This is a genomic window from Kribbella sp. NBC_00482 (genome assembly GCF_036013725.1).
Taxonomy (GTDB): domain Bacteria; phylum Actinomycetota; class Actinomycetes; order Propionibacteriales; family Kribbellaceae; genus Kribbella.
Genome location: NZ_CP107881.1, coordinates 2,765,494 through 2,782,971, shown reverse-complemented (window position 1 = coordinate 2,782,971; position 17,478 = coordinate 2,765,494). Strand labels below are relative to the sequence as shown.

The window sequence follows — 17,478 nt, the reverse complement described above, 5'->3', positions numbered from 1 at the left end:
GGGGGAAAGCCCTGTCTGTGCAAGTCGACACCGTGAAATTGGGACGAACGCTACCTAAGTCGTTGCCAATCCAGTCAACTGGTCGTCACCGGGCGCGATCGGACGAACGTACGGAACCGCTCGGCCGCGGGAGTCAGCGGCATGCTCAGCCGCCACGCCATACCGATCTCCCGCCGGGCCCGTACGCCGGCCAGCGGCACGGACACCGCGCCGCTGTCGTTCCCACGAACCGCACCGGCCGGCAGGATCGCCACACCGAGGCCCGCGCCGACCAGGCTGTCGATCGTCGCGAGGTCGGTCGCCTCGAAGGCCAGCCGCGGACTGAACCCCGCCTCCTGGCACAGGCGGTCTGTCACCCGCCGGAAGCCGAACCCGGGCTGCAGACCGACGAAAGCCTCGTCCTGGGCCGCCTCCAGTTCGACGCGGCGCCGGGAGGCGAGCGCGTGACCGGGCGGCACGTGCAGATACAGCCGCTGCCGCTCGAGCAGGTGCCAACCGAAGCGTGCCGGGTCCGGCCGCGGCGCGATGATCGCGATCTCGGCCTCACCGCTCTCCAGGTCCTGGACGATGTCGTGCGCCGGCTCCTGCCGCAGCGCGAACCCGATGTTCGGCGCCACCGCCCGGAAGGCCTTCAGCAGGTCCGGCAGCAGGCTGGTCGCGACCGAGTGCAGGAACGCGAGCCGCACCGTGCCGGACTCCGGGTCGAGCAACGCGTCGATCCGGCGCTTCGCCGTATCCACCGCCGCAGTCCCTGCCCGCGCCGCATCCAGCACCAACCGGCCGTACGGATTCAGCCGTACGCCGCGACGCTCCCGCTCGAACAGGGGCACCCCGAACACCCGCTCGACCCGCTGCAGCGACCGGGACAGATTCGGCTGACTCGTCCCCAGTGCCGCGGCCGCCTCGGTGAGGTGCTCGGTCTCCGCGAGTACGACGAACCACCGCAGATCCTCAACATGCATACGAGAAGCGTATCGATTTCTGCCGAGATCGACATTTTACGTATCGCTCCAGTCGTGCGACCGTCGAAGACATGCACCAGTCCGTCGCCCGTCAAGCCGGGTACCTGCCCGGAGACCCGGAGTACCGCAAGCTGTCCGTCGCACTGTTCGCGGCTGGGCTGGCGACGTTCGCTCTCCTCTACAGCACGCAGCCGCTGCTGCCCCAGCTGGTTGATGCGTTCCACGTCTCGCCCAGCCAGAGCGCGTTCAGCGTGTCGTTCGCGACCTTCGGTCTCGGTCTGGCGTTGCTGGTCGCCGGTCCGGCGTCCGAGGTGCTCGGCCGGACCAATCTGATGCGCTGGTCGGTCGCTGCGACGTCGGTGTTCGCGCTGCTCAGTGCGTTCGCGCCGACGTGGCACCTGTTGCTCGCGCTGCGCGGCCTGCAAGGCATCGCGATGGCCGGGCTGCCGGCGGTCGCTATGGCGTACCTGCGCGAGGAGGTGCACCAGGACAGCCACGCGCGCGCCAGCGGCCTCTACATCGCGGGTACGGCGGTTGGCGGTATGGCGGGACGCCTCATCGCAGGCGGGCTGTCGGACGTCGGCGGGTGGCGGTTCGCGACCGCCGGGATCGCCGTGGTCGGCGTACTGTGCGCGGCTGTCGTCTGGCTGTTGCTGCCTGCGTCGCAGAACTTCCACCCGAGCGCCGCGCGGCCACACGACCTGTTCCGCGTACTGCGTGACCCGGCGCTGCTCGCGCTGTACGGGATCGCTGCGACAGCGGTCGGCGCTTTCGTGGCTGTCTACAACGGGGCGGTCTTCCGGCTGTCAGGTTCGCCGTACGAGCTGAGCGCCGGTGCGGCCGGACTGGTCTTCTGCGTGTATCTCCTCGGGTCAGCCGGGTCGGCTACGGCTGGGACGCTCGCGGATCGGTATGGGCGGCGAGCCGTGGTGCCGGTCGGGTGTCTGATCACGCTGGCCGGTGTGGCGATCACTCTGGCGGCTCCGCTGCCGCTGATCGTGCTGGGGCTGGCTGTGATGACCGCAGGCTTCTTCGCAGTGCACGGGGTCGCCAGCGGCTGGGTGCCTGCCCGGGCGCATGCCAGCGGGGTCGGGACCGGCCAGGCGTCGAGCATGTACCTCTTCTCGTTCTACCTGGGGTCCTCGGTCTTCGGAGGCCTTGCGGGTACGGCGTGGAGCCGGGCCGAGTGGACCGGTGTCGCCGGAGAGGCGGGCGTGCTGTTCGTGGTGACGCTCATCCTCGCGATCCTGCTCCGGAACGTTCCCAGCAAGGTGCAAAACTAGCCGGGTGACGAAGGCGACCGAGGCGGCTGACCAGTTGGGGCTCACCTACGAGGTGACCAGGCATGGCCGGGTGAACTCGCTGGAGGAGGCCGCAGCGGCGCGCGGCATCGAGCCGGCGCGGCTGATCAAGACGATCGTGGTGCGGCTGTCCGACGACGACTACCGGTTCGTACTGGTGCCGGGCGACCGCGAGATCGCGTGGCCGAAGCTGCGGACGCTGCTCGGCGTGAACCGGATCTCGATGCCGGACAAGGACACGGCGTTCGACGTCACCGGCTACGTCCGCGGGACGATCACGCCGCTCGGGAGCACGCGCGACTGGCCGGTGATCGCGGACGAGCGGATCACCGGCACCATCTCGATCGGCGGTGGGGATCATGGGGTGGGAATCACGGTGGAGGCCGAGGCCCTGACGAAGGCCCTGAGCGCCACCGTGGCGGACGTAACCGACTGAACTAGAAGGCGACTAGACGAGCAGCCCCTGTTGCCCGGCGCGGAGGCCGGCTTGGAAGCGGGTGGTGGCGTCGAGGGCTTTGAGGATGCGTTGCATTCGGCGTTCTACGGTCCGTTGGGCCACGCCCAGGCGGCGGGCGATGGCTTGGTCTGTCAGTCCGGCGGCGGCCAGCGACAGGAGCTGCTGGTCGTCCGACGTGAGCGGGCCTTCGGAGACCGAAGGGGTCAGAGGGCTGGCCTGTCGCCACAGCAAGTCGAACAGGCGCAGTAGGGCGTCCAGGAGGCTCGACGGACCTAGCTCCACGACGACGTCCGGCCCGGTCGGCAGGAGCGCGGTGCGCCGATCGACGACGACCAGTTTCAGCGGTACGTCGCGCAGCATCCGGCAGCAGCCCGACGATCGGGCCGCGACCAGATCACCCGGCTCGGACAGCGACGCCATGTCGTAGATCGTCCGGTAGGTCACCCCGTGCGCGGCAAAGACGGCGTACGGCAACCGGTCCAGCACGAGTACTTCGTCCTGCGCGCACTGCTGCGCCTGGTAGAACCGCTGGGCGATCGCCTCGGCGCCACGGATGACCGTGAACGCGTCCGGCTGTCTGAACTCGGCCGTCAGCGCCGCAGCACCCAGCCGGGCCTCCACGATCGCCGCCTGCTTCCGCAGCGCGAGCAGCTCGACTGCAGCCTCGGGTACGGCGGGCACGTAGCGGGCCGGTCTGCCTGGCGTCCGGGACGCCAGGCCGAGGGACAGTAGTGACCTGAGGTGCCGGCCGACGCGATTGGCCGGCCAGTCGACTGACAAGGCCAGAGAGGTCGCTGTGGACTCCGGGCGGGCCAGAAGCGCCCGGTAGAGCTGCTCGTCCTCCGAGCAGACACCGAGCGCCTCCAGCAGCGGAGCCGGTCGATAGCTGTGCATGATCAGGGCAGGGAGTGCACGTGGCCGCCGACCTGGGTCGCGAACTGGTTGCCGTTCGACGCGTCCCAGTTGGTCGACCAGGTCATCGCCCCACGCAGCGACGGCCACGGGGCGCTCGGCTTGTAGTTCCCGCACCCGGTGCCTTTGGTGAGGCAGTCCAGCGCGTTGTTGACCACAGTCGGCGACACGTACCCGCTCCCGGCCGCTTGAGACGACGCCGGCAGGCCGAGGCCGACCTGGTCGGGACGCAGGCCGCCCTGCAGCATGATGCAGGCCTGAGCGGTGATGAAGTCGACCGAGCCCTGCGAGTACACCTGGCCGTCGCAGCCGTTCATCGAGCCCGAGTTGTAGTACTGCACGTTCACGATGGTCAGGATGTCCTTGATCGCCAGCGCGAGCTTGAAGTACTCGAACGACGTGCTCTGCATGTCGATCGTCTGCGGCGCCATGGTGATCACCAGCCCGCTGCCGAACTGGCTGTGCAGGCTCCGCAGCGCCTGACCCATGTACTGCGCGTTGACCCCGTTCTCCAGGTCGATGTCGATCCCGTCGAACCCGTACTCACGCAGCACCGAGAGAGCGCTCGACGCGAAGTTGGACGCCGCCGTCGGGTCGGCGACCGAGATGGTGCCGTTCTGACCGCCGACGGACAGGATGACCTTCTTCCCGGCCGCCTGCTTCGCCGCGATGTCCGCCTTGAACTGCGCGACCGTGTACCCACCGAGCCCGGCACTGTCCAGGTTGAACGTGATGCCGCCCGGCTTCGACGCGTCGGCGTCCGCGAAGGCCACCGCGATCAGGTCGTACGCCGCCGGCACGTCGGAGATCTTCTGCACCGTCGCACCGTTGTTGAAGTTCTGCCAGTACCCGGTGAGCACGTGCGCGGGCAGGCTACCGACCGGCGGGTTGGTACCGCCGTCGGAGGTGGTGCCCGACACAGCCGCGCCGTACGGCGAGCAGTTGCCACTGGGGTCACACGCCCGGATCTTGAACGAATAAGTCGTCGCAGCAGTGAGCCCGGCAGCGGTCCAGTTGGTCACGTTGCCGACGCTCTGCGCGGCCCCGGTCCCCCGGACGACGTCGTAGTGGTCGATGCCGTTCGCGTCGGACGCGGTGGACCAGGTCAGCTTCAGCGAGCTCGAGGTCGGGCTGCCGACCGCAAGACCACCCGGGGTCGACGGCGGCGTGGTGTCCTGCGTCCCGCCAGGTCCGTCCAGTACGACGTCATCGACCTGGTACGCCGGGAGCGCGTACCAGCTGTGGACGTAGATCGTCACGGAGGAACCCGTGGAGGTGAACGGGACGGTCAACAGGCTCCAGCCGGAACTGGTCGTCCAGGTCGAGGCACCACCGTCCACACCGAGGTAGACGTTCGATCCCTTCACCCAGGCCGACAGCGTGTACGCCGTATTGGGCTGGACCGCTATCGACTGGGAACACCGGGCGATGTCACTGCCACTCGGCGTCGCCTCGAGGGCGTACGAACCGGAGTGGGGCGCGGACGTCGTGACACCGCCGGCCGGACACGACCAGCCGGAGAGCGTGCCGGACTCGAAGCCGGCGTTCGTGACGAGATTGGCGGCCGCGGAGGCGGAACCGGGGACCAGGAAGGCCATGACGACGGCGAGCAGGCTGATGACGACCGCTGCCTGGGGGCGGTGTGCAGGCGGTTTCATGCCTTACAACCTGTGACTGCTCAATTACATTGTCAAGACCCTACATAAAGTGAGAACGCTCCCACGCGCAGAAAAGCGAGAATCTTTACGCTTACTTGGCTGATCGGAGAAAGGCGACGGCCCCCGGCGGGGGGGTGACCGGGGGCCGTCTTCGGCCACGGGCTCGGGGGGAGGAGCCGGGGGCCGTTCAGGAGGCGACAGTCTGCCACTGTCAGAGAGTTTGTACCCCCCGAGTTCGGGCTTCACACATCTCAGTTCGATTTCAACTGATTCGGTTTCACCCAAGCGCCAGTCCCACCCGATCGGGTGCTTCCAGCCAGTGTCACTGTCACACTGCCGACCAGTCTAACGGGATACCGGCCCACGCAAAAGCCCGGGTCCCCCGGCGTTTCTCCCGGCTGCCTATCCTCGACTGCATGGCGCATCCCGGGACGGCTCGATCGGCGGCTTTCTTCGATCTGGACAAGACCATTTTGGCCCGCTCGAGCACCCTGGCGTTCTCGCGGCCGTTCTACGCCGGCGGCCTGATCAACCGCCGGACCGTACTGCGCAGCGCCTACGCCCAGTTCGTCTACCTGCTCGGCGGCGCGGACCACGACCAGATGGAGCGGATGCGGGAGTACATCTCCGCGATGTGCACCGGCTGGGACGTCTCGACGGTGCAGGCGATCGTCGCCGACACCCTGGACCACATCGTCCGCCCGATGATCCACGCCGAGGCGGTCGAGCTGATCGAGCACCACCACGCGGCCGGCCGGGACGTGGTGATCGTGTCGTCGTCCGGCGCCGAGGTGGTGGAGCCGATCGGCGCGATGCTCGGCGCCGACCGGGTGATCGCCACCCGGATGGTTGTTGCCGACGGCAAGTACACCGGCGAGATCGCCGAATATGCGTACGGTCCGCACAAGGTGACCGCGATCGAGGCCCTGGCCGCGACCGAGGGCTACGACCTCGCGACCTCCTACGGTTACTCGGACTCGATCACCGACGAGCCGCTGCTGGCCGCCGTTGGGCACCCCCACGCAGTCAATCCGGACAAGGCGTTACGCCGGCTCGCGATCGAGCGCGGCTGGCCGGTCCTGGAGTTCGCGGAGCCTGCCGAGCGGGCAGGTTTCCCCGCGGTACGACGCCCCGCACTGGCAGCCGGTCTGGTCGCGGCGATCGCTGCCGGAGCACTGCTGCTGGCCTCCCGGCGGCGGTCCGGACGAGCTGAAAGCTGAAGCTAGCTTCATTGTTCTCAACTCCATGAAGGACGCTGCATCCCCTTCCCAGAAAGGGGTTTCAGGAGTACAAAGGAATCAACAAAGGGCCTCAGGGTCCGGTAGAGATTGCACGGCAACCCAGGTACCCACGCGGCGACCAGCCCATCCCAAACGGGCAGCGCGACCCAGGCTCGTCCTGTGGCGGCAGACAGGTGCACGCATGGTAACCAGGGCAACGTGCCAGCGACGGCGTTCTCATCTGAGAGCGCCGTTCGCACGTTCCCGGAAAGTGTGTCAGGAAGCCAGCGGCGAGAGCTCGGCACCTTTTGTCACGACCTCGCAGGACCGCAGCAACCAATCACGAACTCCGGTCAATCCTCGCGCTGTGTAGTCGGTGAGACCCGACGAATAGGTCGCCCGCAACACATAGTGACCACCCTCCGGCACCGTGACGGCTACCGGGTCGATGCCCCGGGCAACCAACAGCAGCCGCTCGGCGGCCCGGGCAACGAGTCCGTTGGCCGCCGGGAAGGGGCGCAGTACGGCGAGCTCGGCGTGCACGATCGCCGCGACGACCAGACCGGGCGCCTTGGTCGGGCGGGTGAGGTTCTGCGCGAGGGCGCTCAGCCGCTCCCACATCTCGTCCGCACCGGGCGCCGGCGGCAACCCCGGGATGTCGTCCGGCAGCGGTTCCGCACCGGTCCGGAGATGGCCCAGCTGATTCTCCGCGACCAGATCGGCCGCGGCCAACTGGTGCAGTCTGGTCCAGACCTGCACCGGAGCCTTGTCCACCTGCGGCGCGAGCGTCATCAGTTCACTGGTCATCCGGACCGCGCCGGAGGCCAGTCCGTCGGCAGAACCCCGGCGTACGTCGTCCGGCGTGGCGGTGCTGCCGGCCAGCGCCGCGGAGGCGTGCGCACCCCGCAGCAACGCCTCGGCGGTCATGTCCGAACCGACCCGGCGCAGACCGCGATCCCGGAGCAGTACGTCGACCGCGTCCCGGGCCGCTCGCGCCGCCGACCCGACCCCCTCCAGACCGGCCAGTGGCTCGAACACGTCAGTACTCATGCCTGCAGCCTAGGATGACGTGGCATGGCGCTCGGCACCGTCCCCAGGTTCAGCATCGTGGTCCCCTGCCATGCCTCGCGGGCCTGGCTGCGGCCGTGTCTGGACTCGGTGCTCGGGCAGTCGTTCACCGACTTCGAGGTGATCGGGGTGGACGACGCGGACCCGGACGGCTCCGGCCGGATCCTGGACGAGTACGCCGCCGCGGATCCGCGGGTCCGGGCCCTGCACCTGGACGAGAACGTCGGCCTCGGCCTGGCCCGGAACGCCGGCCTGAAGGAGTGCCGCGGCGAGTACGTGCTGTTCCTGGACGCGGACGACGTCTACTCGCCGGGCTCGCTGGAGGCGATCTCGGGCCGGATCGACGCCACCACAACCCACCGGGGTCAGCCGGACATCGTGCTGTTCGACTACGAGCGGGTCTTCTGGGACGGCCGGGTGATGGGCAGCCAGCGGCACGACGCGTTCGCCCGCGAGGGCGCGGGGGTGTTCACGGCGGCCGAGCGGCCGATCTTCCTGACTTTCCTCGAGGTGGTCTGGAACAAGGCCTACCGCCGCCAGTTCCTGACCCGGCACGGATTCGCGTTCACGAGCGGTTTCTACGAGGACGCCCCCTGGACCTACTCGACGATGCTGACCGCGGAGCGGATCGCCACGCTGGACCGGATCGTCGTGCACTATCGGCAGCATCGGACCGGCGGCAACATCCACGCCACCAGCGGCCGCCGGCAGTGGGACATCTTCGACCAGTACGACCGGGTGCATGCGTTCATCCAGTCCGACCCCGAGCTGGCCGGCTGGCGCCGGTTCACGTTCGACCGGTCGCTGGACCACATCCTCGCCGTCCTCGCCAAGCCCGAGCGGATCGACACCGACGACCGGGCCGAGTTCTTCCACGCGGCGCACGCCTTCGCCAAGCGCTGGAAGCCGGAGGGGTACGGCGCCGACCGGACCGCCCGCGGGTTCAAGCGCTGGCTGCTGATCCACGACGACTACGCGACCTACTCGACGCTCAAGCTGAGCGCGCGGATGCTGCAGGTCCCGCGTCCGCGCAAGAGGGTCGAGAAACTGCTGCGGCGCAGCAAGCTCGACCCGAACCTGGTCGCGTACGCCGCCTACTGGTTCAAGCAGTACGCCTGCAACCCGCGGGCGATCTACGAGAAGGCGGCCGAGCTGGCCCCGCATCTGCGCGGGGTCTGGGTCGTCGACAACGAGCATGTCGGCGCGATCCCGGAGGGCGTCGAGTACGTCGTCGCGGACTCCCCGGCGTACGAGAAGCTGCTCGGCAAGGCGACGTACTTCGTCAGCAACATGAACTGGCCGAAGAACCTGGACAAGCGCGAGGGCCAGATCCACCTGCAGACCCAGCACGGTACGCCGCTGAAGACCGTGACCTTCCCGGACGAGGGCAAGGACGAGGTGATGCGCGAGGTCGACCGCTGGGACTTCAACCTGTCCTCGAACCGGTACTCCTCGGAGATCTGGGAGCGCACCTACCCGTCGTACTTCGAGGAGCTCGAGTACGGCTACCCGCGCAACGACCGGCTGCTGACCGCGACGCTCGACGAGGTCCGGGCGATCCGGGCCGGGCTCGGGTACGACGACTCGCACCTGGTCATCCTGTACGCGCCGACGCTCCCCGACCGGGTCGACCTGGACGAGCTGACAGCCGCCGCAGGCGAGCACGCCCGCGTCCTGGTCGCGTCGCAGCATCGGCGGATCGAGGACCTGATGCTCGCGGCCGACGTACTGATCTCCGACTACTCGTCGATCACCTTCGACTATGCCAACCTCGACCGGCCGATCCTGCTGCACCTGGACCAGAACAACCGGCGCAGCACGTACTTCGACGTCGGCGAGTTCTCGCCCGGCGTCGTGGCGTGGTCCGCGGAGGAGCTGTACGCCGCGCTCCGGAACGGCACGTTCGCCGCACCCGAGGCCGCCAAGCACCGGCACCTGTACCGGGAGAAGTTCTGCGAGTTCGACGACGGGCGTGCGGCGGAACGCGTCGTACGGCGGGTGTTCCTGGGCGAGACCGACGTACCGGCGATCGCGCCGCCGGCCGAGCGGTCACCGGCACCGTCGGCGTACTTCGTGCATAATGGCTGACATGTCGATCAGCCTGAAGTCTGTCCACGCTCAGCGCGTGCGCTTCAGCCTGCGACGACGACGCACTGTCTGAACACCTCAGCCTGTTCCAGTCGCGTCTCCTGAAGGACCTATGTCATGTCCGCAGTTCTGCCTGTCCTGTCCACCAGACTGTCCGCTGCCGCCGCGTCCGTCTTCGGTACGTCGTACGATCCCGAGCTGCGGTCGAGCACCAAGCCCGAGTTCGGCCACTACCAGAGCAATCTCGCGCTCCGGATCGGCAACGCCCTCGACCTGCCGCCGCGGGACGTCGCCGCGCGCCTGGTCGCCTCGTTGCAGGTCGAGGACCTTTGCTCGACACCGGAGATCGCCGGACCAGGGTTCATCAACCTGACGTTGCTGCCGGAGACGTTGGCGAAGGCGGTCAACGAGCCGGAATCCTTTACCAGCAACGGTCAGCGGGTTGTCGTCGACTACTCGCAGCCCAACGTCGCGAAGCAGATGCACGTCGGTCATCTCCGGTCGACGGTGATCGGCGACGCGTTGTGCAACGTGCTCGAGTTCGCCGGGTACGACGTGATTCGGCAGAACCATGTCGGCGACTGGGGCACGCAGTACGGGATGATGATCGAGCAGCTGCTCGAGGATGACATCTCCGCGGAATCCCTTGATCTGGAGGGATTGCAGCAGCTCTACGAACGGAGCCGGAAGCATTTCGATGCGGATGGCACCTTTGCCGGCAAGGCGCGGCTGCGGGTCGTCGCGTTGCAGTCGGGTGATCCGGAGACGCGGGCGATGTGGCGGCACATGGTCGACGTGTCGCTGGACGACTTCGGCAAGGTGTACGCCTTGCTCGGCAGCAACCTCCAGCGGACCGATGTCGTCGGCGAGAGCGCCTACAACGACGACCTGCCGCAGGTCGTGGCCGAACTCGAACGGCAAGGCCTGCTGACCGAGTCCGACGGCGCGATGTGCGCCTTCCTGCCGGGATTCCTCGGCCGCGACGGCGATCCGCTGCCGGTGATCGTGCGGAAGTCCGACGGCGGATTCGGCTACAGCGCGACCGACCTCGCCGCCGTACGGCATCGGGTGAGCACGTTGCACGCGGACCGGATCGTGTACGTCGTGGACCACCGGCAGGCCTTGCACTTCGACATGATCTTCACGCTCGCGCGGGCGGCCGGCTGGCTGCCACCGGCGACATCTGCTGAACACGTCGAGTTCGGCACCGTGCTCGGTCCGAACGGAAAGCCCTTCAAGACCAGAGAAGGCGGCACCGTCAAGCTCGTCGACCTGCTGGAGAGCGCGGTCGCCCGGGCCGACGCGCTGCTGGCCGGCCGGGAGGGCGTCGACCGGGCCGCGACCGCACGGGCGGTGGGGATCGGCGCGGTCAAGTACGCCGACCTGTCGAGCGACCGGGGCAACGACTACGTGTTCGACCTGGACCGGATGGTCGCGATGACCGGCAACACCGGCCCGTACCTCCAGTACGCGCACGCCCGGCTCACCCGGCTGCTTTCCAAAGCGGGGACAAGGGGTGAGCTCACCGAGCTTGAGGACCCGGCTGAGCAGCGGCTCGCCCTCCTACTCACCGGCTTCGGCGCCACCGTCGAGCAGGTCGCCCAGACGCTCCAGCCGCACAGACTCTGCACCTACCTGTACGACGTCGCGTCCGCCCTCTCGACCTTCTACGAGCAGTGCCCGGTGCTGAGCAGCGAGGGTGCGACGAGAGCAAGCCGGATCGCCCTCTGCACAGCGACACGGAAGGTGTTGCAGGATGGACTCGGCCTGCTGGGGATCGAGGCCCCTGACGCGATGTGAGTGACTGGAGGACCCATGCTGCCGTGGTCGGCCGAGTTCAAGGGACGCCTGGACCAGACGACGTACACAAGTGAGTTGCTGCGCGGGAACCCGCTCGGCGACCCGCACGAGCGGCCGGTGCTGGTGTACCTGCCGCCGGGGTACGACGACCCTGGCAAGTCCGCCGAGCGGTACCCGTCGATCTACGTGACGATGGGGTACACCGGTCACGTCGGCATGTGGTTCAACCGGGTCCCGTTCCGGCAGCCGTACCCTGAGCTGCTGGACGCGATGTTCCAGGACGAGAGCGTGCCGCGGGCAGTCGTGGTGTTCGTCGACTCGTGGACGAGGTACGGCGGCAGCCAGTGCCTCGACTCCCCCGGGACGGGGCAGTACCAGTCGTACCTGTGCGACGAGATCGTGCCGTGGGTCGATGCGACGTACCGGACCATCCCGGACCGCGATCACCGTGCGGTCACCGGCAAGTCGAGCGGCGGCTACACCGCCATGGTGACGCCGCTGCTACGGCCGGACGTGTTCGGGGCGCTCGCGACGCACGCCGGTGACGCGCTCTTCGACGTCTGCTACCGGCCGGAGTTCCCGGAGCGCGCGCGGACGCTGCGAGACAAGTACGACGGCAGCTACGAGAAGTACTTCGAGGTGCTCGCAACCAAGACCGGGCGGACCACCAACGAGGACCTGCACCTGCTGGAGATTTACGGCTACGCGTCGGCGTACTCCGCTGAGGCCGACGGCACCGTACTACTGCCGTTCGACGACCTCGGCGCGATCGTCCCGGAGATCTGGGCGCGCTGGCTGTCCCGCGACCCGGTCGAGATGGTGAAGGAACCGCAGTACGCCGACGCACTGCGATCGCTGCGCGCTGTGTGGATCGACGCCGGCCGGCAGGACGAGTACTACCTCGACCTCGGCGCCACCGCGTTCCACCGCGCTGCGCGGGCGGCCGGTCTCACGGACGAGCGGATCCACTTCGAGCTGTTCGAGGGCACCCACGGCGGCATCGAGTTCCGCTACCCGATGGCGGTGCGCTGGCTCGCCGAGCAACTGACTAATTGACGTGCCGTCACTGCGCGAACGTCGTACCTTCAAGCCATGAATTGGCCGGAGGGGATCCAGGCGCGCCCGATGGAGAAGGGCGACGTCGAGGCGTGGGCGGCGTTGACGGCTGCCGCGGAGAAGGTCGACCAGGAGGGCGAGAACTTCGGCGCGGAGGATCTCGCTGAACAGCTCGACCGCCCGAACGTCGACCTCGCTCGCAACAGCATCAGCCTGTGGGCCGACGGCCGGATGATCGGCTACGGCATGGCTCACATCCGGCCGTCCGTGGTGGACGTCGACCGGGTGCACGTCGGGGGCACCATCGACCCGGAGTGGCGCCGGCGCGGCCTGGGTACGAAGCTGATGAACTGGCTGACCCAGCGGGCCGGCGAACTGCACGCCGCCACCCACCCGGACTTTCCCGGCCAGGTCGACGTCGGCGCGGCCAGTCACAACGTCGGCGCGACCAGCTTGCTGGAGAGCCTGGGCTTCAAGGCCGAGCGGTTCTTCTTCGACATGCAGCGGCCGCTCGACCAGCCGGTGCCCGAAGCGTCGATCGCCGACGGACTGCGGCTGACGTCGTACGACCCGTCGTACGAAGAAGCTTTGCGGCTGGCCCACTTCGAGGCCTTCTCCGACCACTGGGGCTGGGCGCCGCCGGACCCGGCGGTCTGGCGATCCCGGAACGTCGGATCGCGGGCGTTCCGTGGCGCGCAGTCGTACCTGGTGCTGGACGGTGAGACCGTCGCGGCGTACGTCAACGGCTACGAATGGGAGGCCGACACCGAAGTGACCGGGGTCCGGGAGCTGTACATCGGCCAGGTCGGCACGCGGCGCGCGTACCGCGGCCGGGGTCTGGCCCGCGGGGCGATCGCGAAGGTGCTGGCCGAGGCCGCACAGGCCGGCTACCAGCGGGCTGCGCTCGGCGTGGACGCCGACAACCCGACCGGTGCGCTCGGTCTGTACGAGAACCTCGGTTTCACCACTCACAAGAAGTTCACCAGCTACGCGCTGCCCATCCCGTCAGACGTGTGAGTCCACGACGACCGGGGTCTCGACGAGCTCGGGCTTACCGCGGAACCACTGCCACGGACGGACCGTGAACACGATCATCGCCAGGCTCACCGCGGCGTAGACCAGCGCTCCGACGAACGCGGCGTGGACGCCGTCGACCAGCACCTCGCGGGGGATCGTCGCCGTCGAGTTGCGGCTCGCCGTACCGAAAATCGTGACCAGGATGCCCAGGCCGAGCGCGCCGCCGACCTGCTGGACCACGTTCAGCATGCCGGACGCGGCCCCCGCGTCCTCCGGAGCGACGCCCGAGATGGCCCGGCCGACGAGCGGGATGAAGATCATCCCGGCGCCCGCGCCGAACAGCAGGAGCGGACCGACCACGTCGTGCAGGTACGTGCTGTGCGACCCGAGCCGGGTCAGCCAGACCGTGCCGAGCGCGACCAGCGTGGAACCGATCAGCATCAGCTTGGCGCTGTCGACCCGGGCGACCAGCTTCGGCACGATGCGCGACGCGGTGAACAGCAGACCGGTCATCGGCAGGAAGGCCAGACCGGCCGCGAGCGGGCTCAGCGCGAGCACGCCCTGCAGATACTGGGTCAGGAAGAAGAACATCCCGAACATCGTCCCGACCACCAGCAGCATGGTCAGGTACGACGCCGACCGGGTAGCGGACTTGAACAGCCGCAGCGGGACGATCGGGTGGCTGACGCGACGCTCGATCAACACGAACGAGACCAGCAGGACGACACCGGCCGCGAACGCGACCAGTACCTCAGCCGCCGACCAACCGGCGTCGGCGACCCTGATGAAGCCGAAGACGAGCGAGGTGATGCCGAGCGTCGAGGTGAGCGCGCCGGCCACGTCGAACCGGCCGGTCTCCGGCTCGGTCTCGGTCAGCACCTTCCGGGCCGCGAAGACCAGGCCGATACCGATCGGGACATTGATGAACAGGCCCCAGCGCCAGGACGCCCAGTCCGTCAGCATGCCCCCGAGTACCAGGCCGACGCTGCCGCCGCCGGACGAGATCAGGCTGTAGTAGCCGAGTGCCTTCATCCGCTCGGGGCCTTCGCGGAAGGTGAGCATGAGCAGGGTCAGAGCTGCCGGTGCCGCGATCGCGCCGCCGATGCCCTGCAGGACCCGGGCGGCGAGCAGCAGTTCCGCGTTCGGCGCGAGACCGCCGAGCAGCGAGGCGAACGTGAAGACGATGACACCGGTGATGAACACCCGGCGACGACCGAGCAGGTCACCGGCGCGGGCGCCGAGCAGGAGCAGACCGCCGAACGCGAGCGCGTAGGCGTTCTGCACCCACGACAGGCTCGACGGACTGAAGTGCAGGGACTGCTGGATGTGGGGCATGGCGATGTTCACGACGGTGGCGTCGAGGATCACCATCAACTGGGTGACCAGGATGACTGCGAGAACTACCCCCGGCCGCCGGGCAGGCGCGCCGGAGCCGGCGCCTGGCGCCGTGGATGTTGCCGACATATTGCTCCTTACCCCTGAGGGGCTACAGTTGTGACAGAAAGCGGAGCGCTCCTCCGGATACGATACGGAGGCATCCTCCGCTTTGCAAGCGATATTGTTCAGCGGAGCTGCGAGGAGGCTGGATGGCGCCGCAACCCTTGCCGTGCGCACGGCCGACCCGTGCGGACGCGGCCCGGAACTACGACCGCCTGGTGACGGCCGCCCGGGAGACGTTCGCGAAGCACGGCACCGACACCTCTCTCGAGGAGATCGCCCGCCGGGCCGGGGTCGGCATCGGCACGCTGTACCGCCGGTTCCCGAGCCGGACCGCGCTGCTCGAGGCGGTCTACGTCGACGAGATCCAGTCAGTCTGCGACCGCGCGTACGACTTCGACCGGGAGCTGGAGCCCTTCGAAGCCCTGGCGGCGTGGCTGCGCAGCTTCCTCGGGTACGGACTGTCCAAGGGCAGCCTGGCCAGTGAACTGACCGTTGAGCTGGGCAAGGAATCGCCGTTCTTCCAGATCTGCAAGGCGAACGTGCAGGAGGCCGGACATCTCCTGCTGGACAAGGCGAAGGCGGCCGGCGAGGTTCGGCCCGACCTGGAGCTGATGGACGTCCTGCGGCTCGTCGGCGGCATCAACATGGGCCGCGACATCGAGCCCGAGCAGGCCCACCGCCTGCTCGACATCGTGCTCTGCGGGCTCAGGCCCGCTGCCTCCTGACCTCTGCCAGCGAAGGGTTCCCGGCGTCCCGCTCGGTGTACTCGAGCTGCTCGAGCGGCCACGCGATCGCCAGCTCCGGATCGAACAGGTTCACGGTCACCCGCTCCGGCGTCCAGTGCTCGTTCACCAGGAAGTTGTACGTCGTGTGCGGCGTCAGCGTGCAGAACGAATTCCCGACGCCACGCGGCACGTAGAGCGCATCCGACGTACCGAGTTCGAACGTCTCCACCTGGCCGAAGCCGTCGCCGGAGCGGAGGTCGACGATCGCGGCGAACACCCGCCCGGACGACGGCGACAGGTACTTGTCCCAGGGCTCCGCGTGGATCCCGCGGACGATCCCGGCCGCTTCGAAGTACGCGACGTTGTGCTGCACCACTTCCATCCCGAGCTCGGCCAGCTTCTCGCGGTGGAAGTTCTCCTTGAACCATCCGTCGTCGTTCGGCTGCACCTCCAGCCCGATCCGCCGTACGCCGGGGATTGCGGTCTCCTCGACCTTCACCGGCGTACCTGCCGGCGGCCCTCAAGCTGGGCCTGGTCGGCGGCTGTCATTCCCGCATTCCATCCGGCGCCGTTGGTGATGCGGGTCCGCCGGGTGGTCGTGTTCGGGAACAGCTGGGTGAACAACGCGTCCACCTGCTCCTCGCGCTTGGCCAGCACCGGCAGCAGACGGTCCGCAGCCGCTTCGGGTACGGCGGCCTGGGTCGCCGCGGCGGTCTGCTCCAAGCGCTCGCCGATCCGCTGCGCGTAGGCCATCAGGAACGACTGCCGGAACGACCGCGTCCGGGACTCACCTCGATAACCAATGTGTTTGCCAGCAGCAAGCATTGCCCGGTTCGCCTGCACGAGCAGGGAAGTGCTGAGGATCTCGGTGTGCTGCAGGTCCACCTCGGCGCCGACGATGGTGACGACGGCCAGATCCTCGATCACGACCGTGCGACACCGATTCGCCGCGGCGACCGCGCCGACCAACTGTGCTTTGGCCGACACGTACGGCGTCTCGACCCACAGCCGACGCCCCGCGGAATCGTCCGGGATCTCCACCTCAGCGTCCAGGAGGGCACTGTCCAGAGAGAACTTGGCCATCAGCTCCTGCGCCTTACCGGACAGAGCCTCCGCCTCATCCGGGAACTCGGTCGCCTCCGCCTTCGCGAGCAGGCCGCGGATCCGCGCCAGCATCTTCCCGTTCGCCGGTACGGCGGGCTGCGTGCGGCGGACCGTCGTACCGGGCAGGGGGTAGAGCCGGGCCAGGACCGGCAGGGTCTGGAGGAAGCCGGCCAGGGACAGGGCGTGATGCAGCGTGAGGTAGCGGCCGACGCGGGCACCCGCCGCCCAAGCGGTCAGGCTCAGCTCGGTGAACGGCTGCGGCACGCCGAGATCTGCGAGCTGGCCGAGCCAATGAGGGTCGATGGTGGCGGGCCGGTAACCGCGGTGTTCGGCCGAGATCGCGGCCAGCAGCAACGGCTCGACGCCGGCGTCCAGCGTGCGGCGGCCGTGCTGGACCACATCGGTCGGCGCCCAGCCGCGCTCCCAGGCGGTGCGGAGCAGACCGGTGAGGAACGCCTGCACGCAACGATCCACCTGCGCCTGGTCACGCTCGTCGTACGCACCCAGCTGGGCCAGATGCGCGTCGGCGCGATCGTCACGCACGGCAACGACCGCTGCCGTGATCGGTAACAACCGCAGGATTTCCTGGTCACTCACGCTGTCGAGTCTGACACCCAGCGAAGTTCCCACCCAAACGGGAATCCGGTCCCTTGTGGATAAACCCCCGACT

The 17,478-nt window shown here is 68.4% G+C and carries 15 protein-coding genes; 8 read left to right on the top strand and 7 right to left on the bottom strand.

Going from position 1 to position 17,478, the window contains the following annotated elements; genetic code table 11:
- Positions 1-74: 74 nt before the first annotated feature.
- Entirely contained in the window at positions 75-962 is an 888-nt protein-coding gene (locus OHB24_RS14035) for a LysR family transcriptional regulator (protein WP_327639442.1), read from the bottom strand.
- Between the two features lie 71 nt (positions 963-1,033).
- Here OHB24_RS14035 and OHB24_RS14030 point away from each other — a divergent pair, with 71 nt between their 5' ends.
- Positions 1,034-2,245, top strand: coding sequence for an MFS transporter (locus tag OHB24_RS14030; protein WP_327639441.1), 1,212 nt, complete (start codon positions 1,034-1,036; stop codon positions 2,243-2,245).
- Between the two features lie 4 nt (positions 2,246-2,249).
- Complete coding sequence (locus OHB24_RS14025) at positions 2,250-2,699, top strand: aminoacyl-tRNA deacylase (RefSeq protein ID WP_327639440.1); 450 nt, start codon at positions 2,250-2,252, stop codon at positions 2,697-2,699.
- A gap of 12 nt (positions 2,700-2,711) precedes the next feature.
- On the opposite strand, the gene OHB24_RS14020 is transcribed toward OHB24_RS14025, so the two are convergent.
- Both OHB24_RS14020 and OHB24_RS14015 read right to left on the bottom strand, forming a co-directional pair.
- Positions 2,712-3,614: a helix-turn-helix domain-containing protein gene (locus OHB24_RS14020; RefSeq protein ID WP_327639439.1), complete on the bottom strand. Its 903-nt coding sequence runs from the start codon at positions 3,612-3,614 to the stop codon at positions 2,712-2,714.
- A 2-nt stretch (positions 3,615-3,616) separates the two neighbouring features.
- The gene (locus tag OHB24_RS14015) at positions 3,617-5,290 is read right to left on the bottom strand and encodes a chitinase (protein ID WP_327639438.1); all 1,674 of its coding nucleotides are present in this window, start codon (positions 5,288-5,290) and stop codon (positions 3,617-3,619) included.
- 416 nt (positions 5,291-5,706) lie between these two features.
- Between OHB24_RS14015 and OHB24_RS14010 the strand changes: the two genes are divergently transcribed.
- Positions 5,707-6,510, top strand: coding sequence for an HAD family hydrolase (locus OHB24_RS14010; protein WP_327639437.1), 804 nt, complete (start codon positions 5,707-5,709; stop codon positions 6,508-6,510).
- A gap of 276 nt (positions 6,511-6,786) precedes the next feature.
- Here OHB24_RS14010 and OHB24_RS14005 read toward each other — a convergent pair whose 3' ends face one another.
- Positions 6,787-7,560: a cell filamentation protein Fic gene (locus tag OHB24_RS14005; RefSeq protein ID WP_327639436.1), complete on the bottom strand. Its 774-nt coding sequence runs from the start codon at positions 7,558-7,560 to the stop codon at positions 6,787-6,789.
- Between the two features lie 24 nt (positions 7,561-7,584).
- Between OHB24_RS14005 and OHB24_RS14000 the strand changes: the two genes are divergently transcribed.
- From OHB24_RS14000 to OHB24_RS13985, 4 genes are all read left to right on the top strand, one after another.
- The gene (locus OHB24_RS14000; RefSeq protein WP_327639435.1) at positions 7,585-9,666 is read left to right on the top strand and encodes a bifunctional glycosyltransferase/CDP-glycerol:glycerophosphate glycerophosphotransferase; all 2,082 of its coding nucleotides are present in this window, start codon (positions 7,585-7,587) and stop codon (positions 9,664-9,666) included.
- A gap of 129 nt (positions 9,667-9,795) precedes the next feature.
- On the top strand, positions 9,796-11,466 hold the full coding sequence (argS, locus tag OHB24_RS13995; RefSeq protein ID WP_327641061.1) for an arginine--tRNA ligase: 1,671 nt from the start codon (positions 9,796-9,798) through the stop codon (positions 11,464-11,466).
- A gap of 15 nt (positions 11,467-11,481) precedes the next feature.
- Positions 11,482-12,522 (top strand): alpha/beta hydrolase-fold protein, encoded by a 1,041-nt coding sequence (locus tag OHB24_RS13990; RefSeq protein ID WP_327639434.1) that lies wholly within the window; start codon positions 11,482-11,484, stop codon positions 12,520-12,522.
- 36 nt (positions 12,523-12,558) lie between these two features.
- Positions 12,559-13,539: a GNAT family N-acetyltransferase gene (locus OHB24_RS13985; RefSeq protein ID WP_327639433.1), complete on the top strand. Its 981-nt coding sequence runs from the start codon at positions 12,559-12,561 to the stop codon at positions 13,537-13,539.
- Here OHB24_RS13985 and OHB24_RS13980 read toward each other — a convergent pair.
- A complete protein-coding gene (locus tag OHB24_RS13980; protein ID WP_327639432.1) occupies positions 13,528-15,003 on the bottom strand; it encodes an MFS transporter in 1,476 nt (491 codons plus the stop codon). The genes OHB24_RS13985 and OHB24_RS13980 overlap by 12 nt on opposite strands.
- A 122-nt stretch (positions 15,004-15,125) precedes the next feature.
- Between OHB24_RS13980 and OHB24_RS13975 the strand changes: the two genes are divergently transcribed.
- Positions 15,126-15,704, top strand: coding sequence for a TetR/AcrR family transcriptional regulator (locus OHB24_RS13975; protein ID WP_327639431.1), 579 nt, complete (start codon positions 15,126-15,128; stop codon positions 15,702-15,704).
- On the opposite strand, the gene OHB24_RS13970 is transcribed toward OHB24_RS13975, so the two are convergent.
- Together OHB24_RS13970 and OHB24_RS13965 are read right to left on the bottom strand one after the other, a co-directional pair.
- On the bottom strand, positions 15,685-16,203 hold the full coding sequence (locus OHB24_RS13970) for a dTDP-4-dehydrorhamnose 3,5-epimerase family protein (protein ID WP_327639430.1): 519 nt from the start codon (positions 16,201-16,203) through the stop codon (positions 15,685-15,687). The two genes, OHB24_RS13975 and OHB24_RS13970, sit on opposite strands and share 20 nt — an antisense overlap.
- Positions 16,200-17,405, bottom strand: coding sequence for a DUF2786 domain-containing protein (locus tag OHB24_RS13965; protein ID WP_327639429.1), 1,206 nt, complete (start codon positions 17,403-17,405; stop codon positions 16,200-16,202). The genes OHB24_RS13970 and OHB24_RS13965 overlap by 4 nt, the downstream gene beginning before the upstream one ends.
- Between the last annotated feature and the right edge of the window lie 73 nt (positions 17,406-17,478).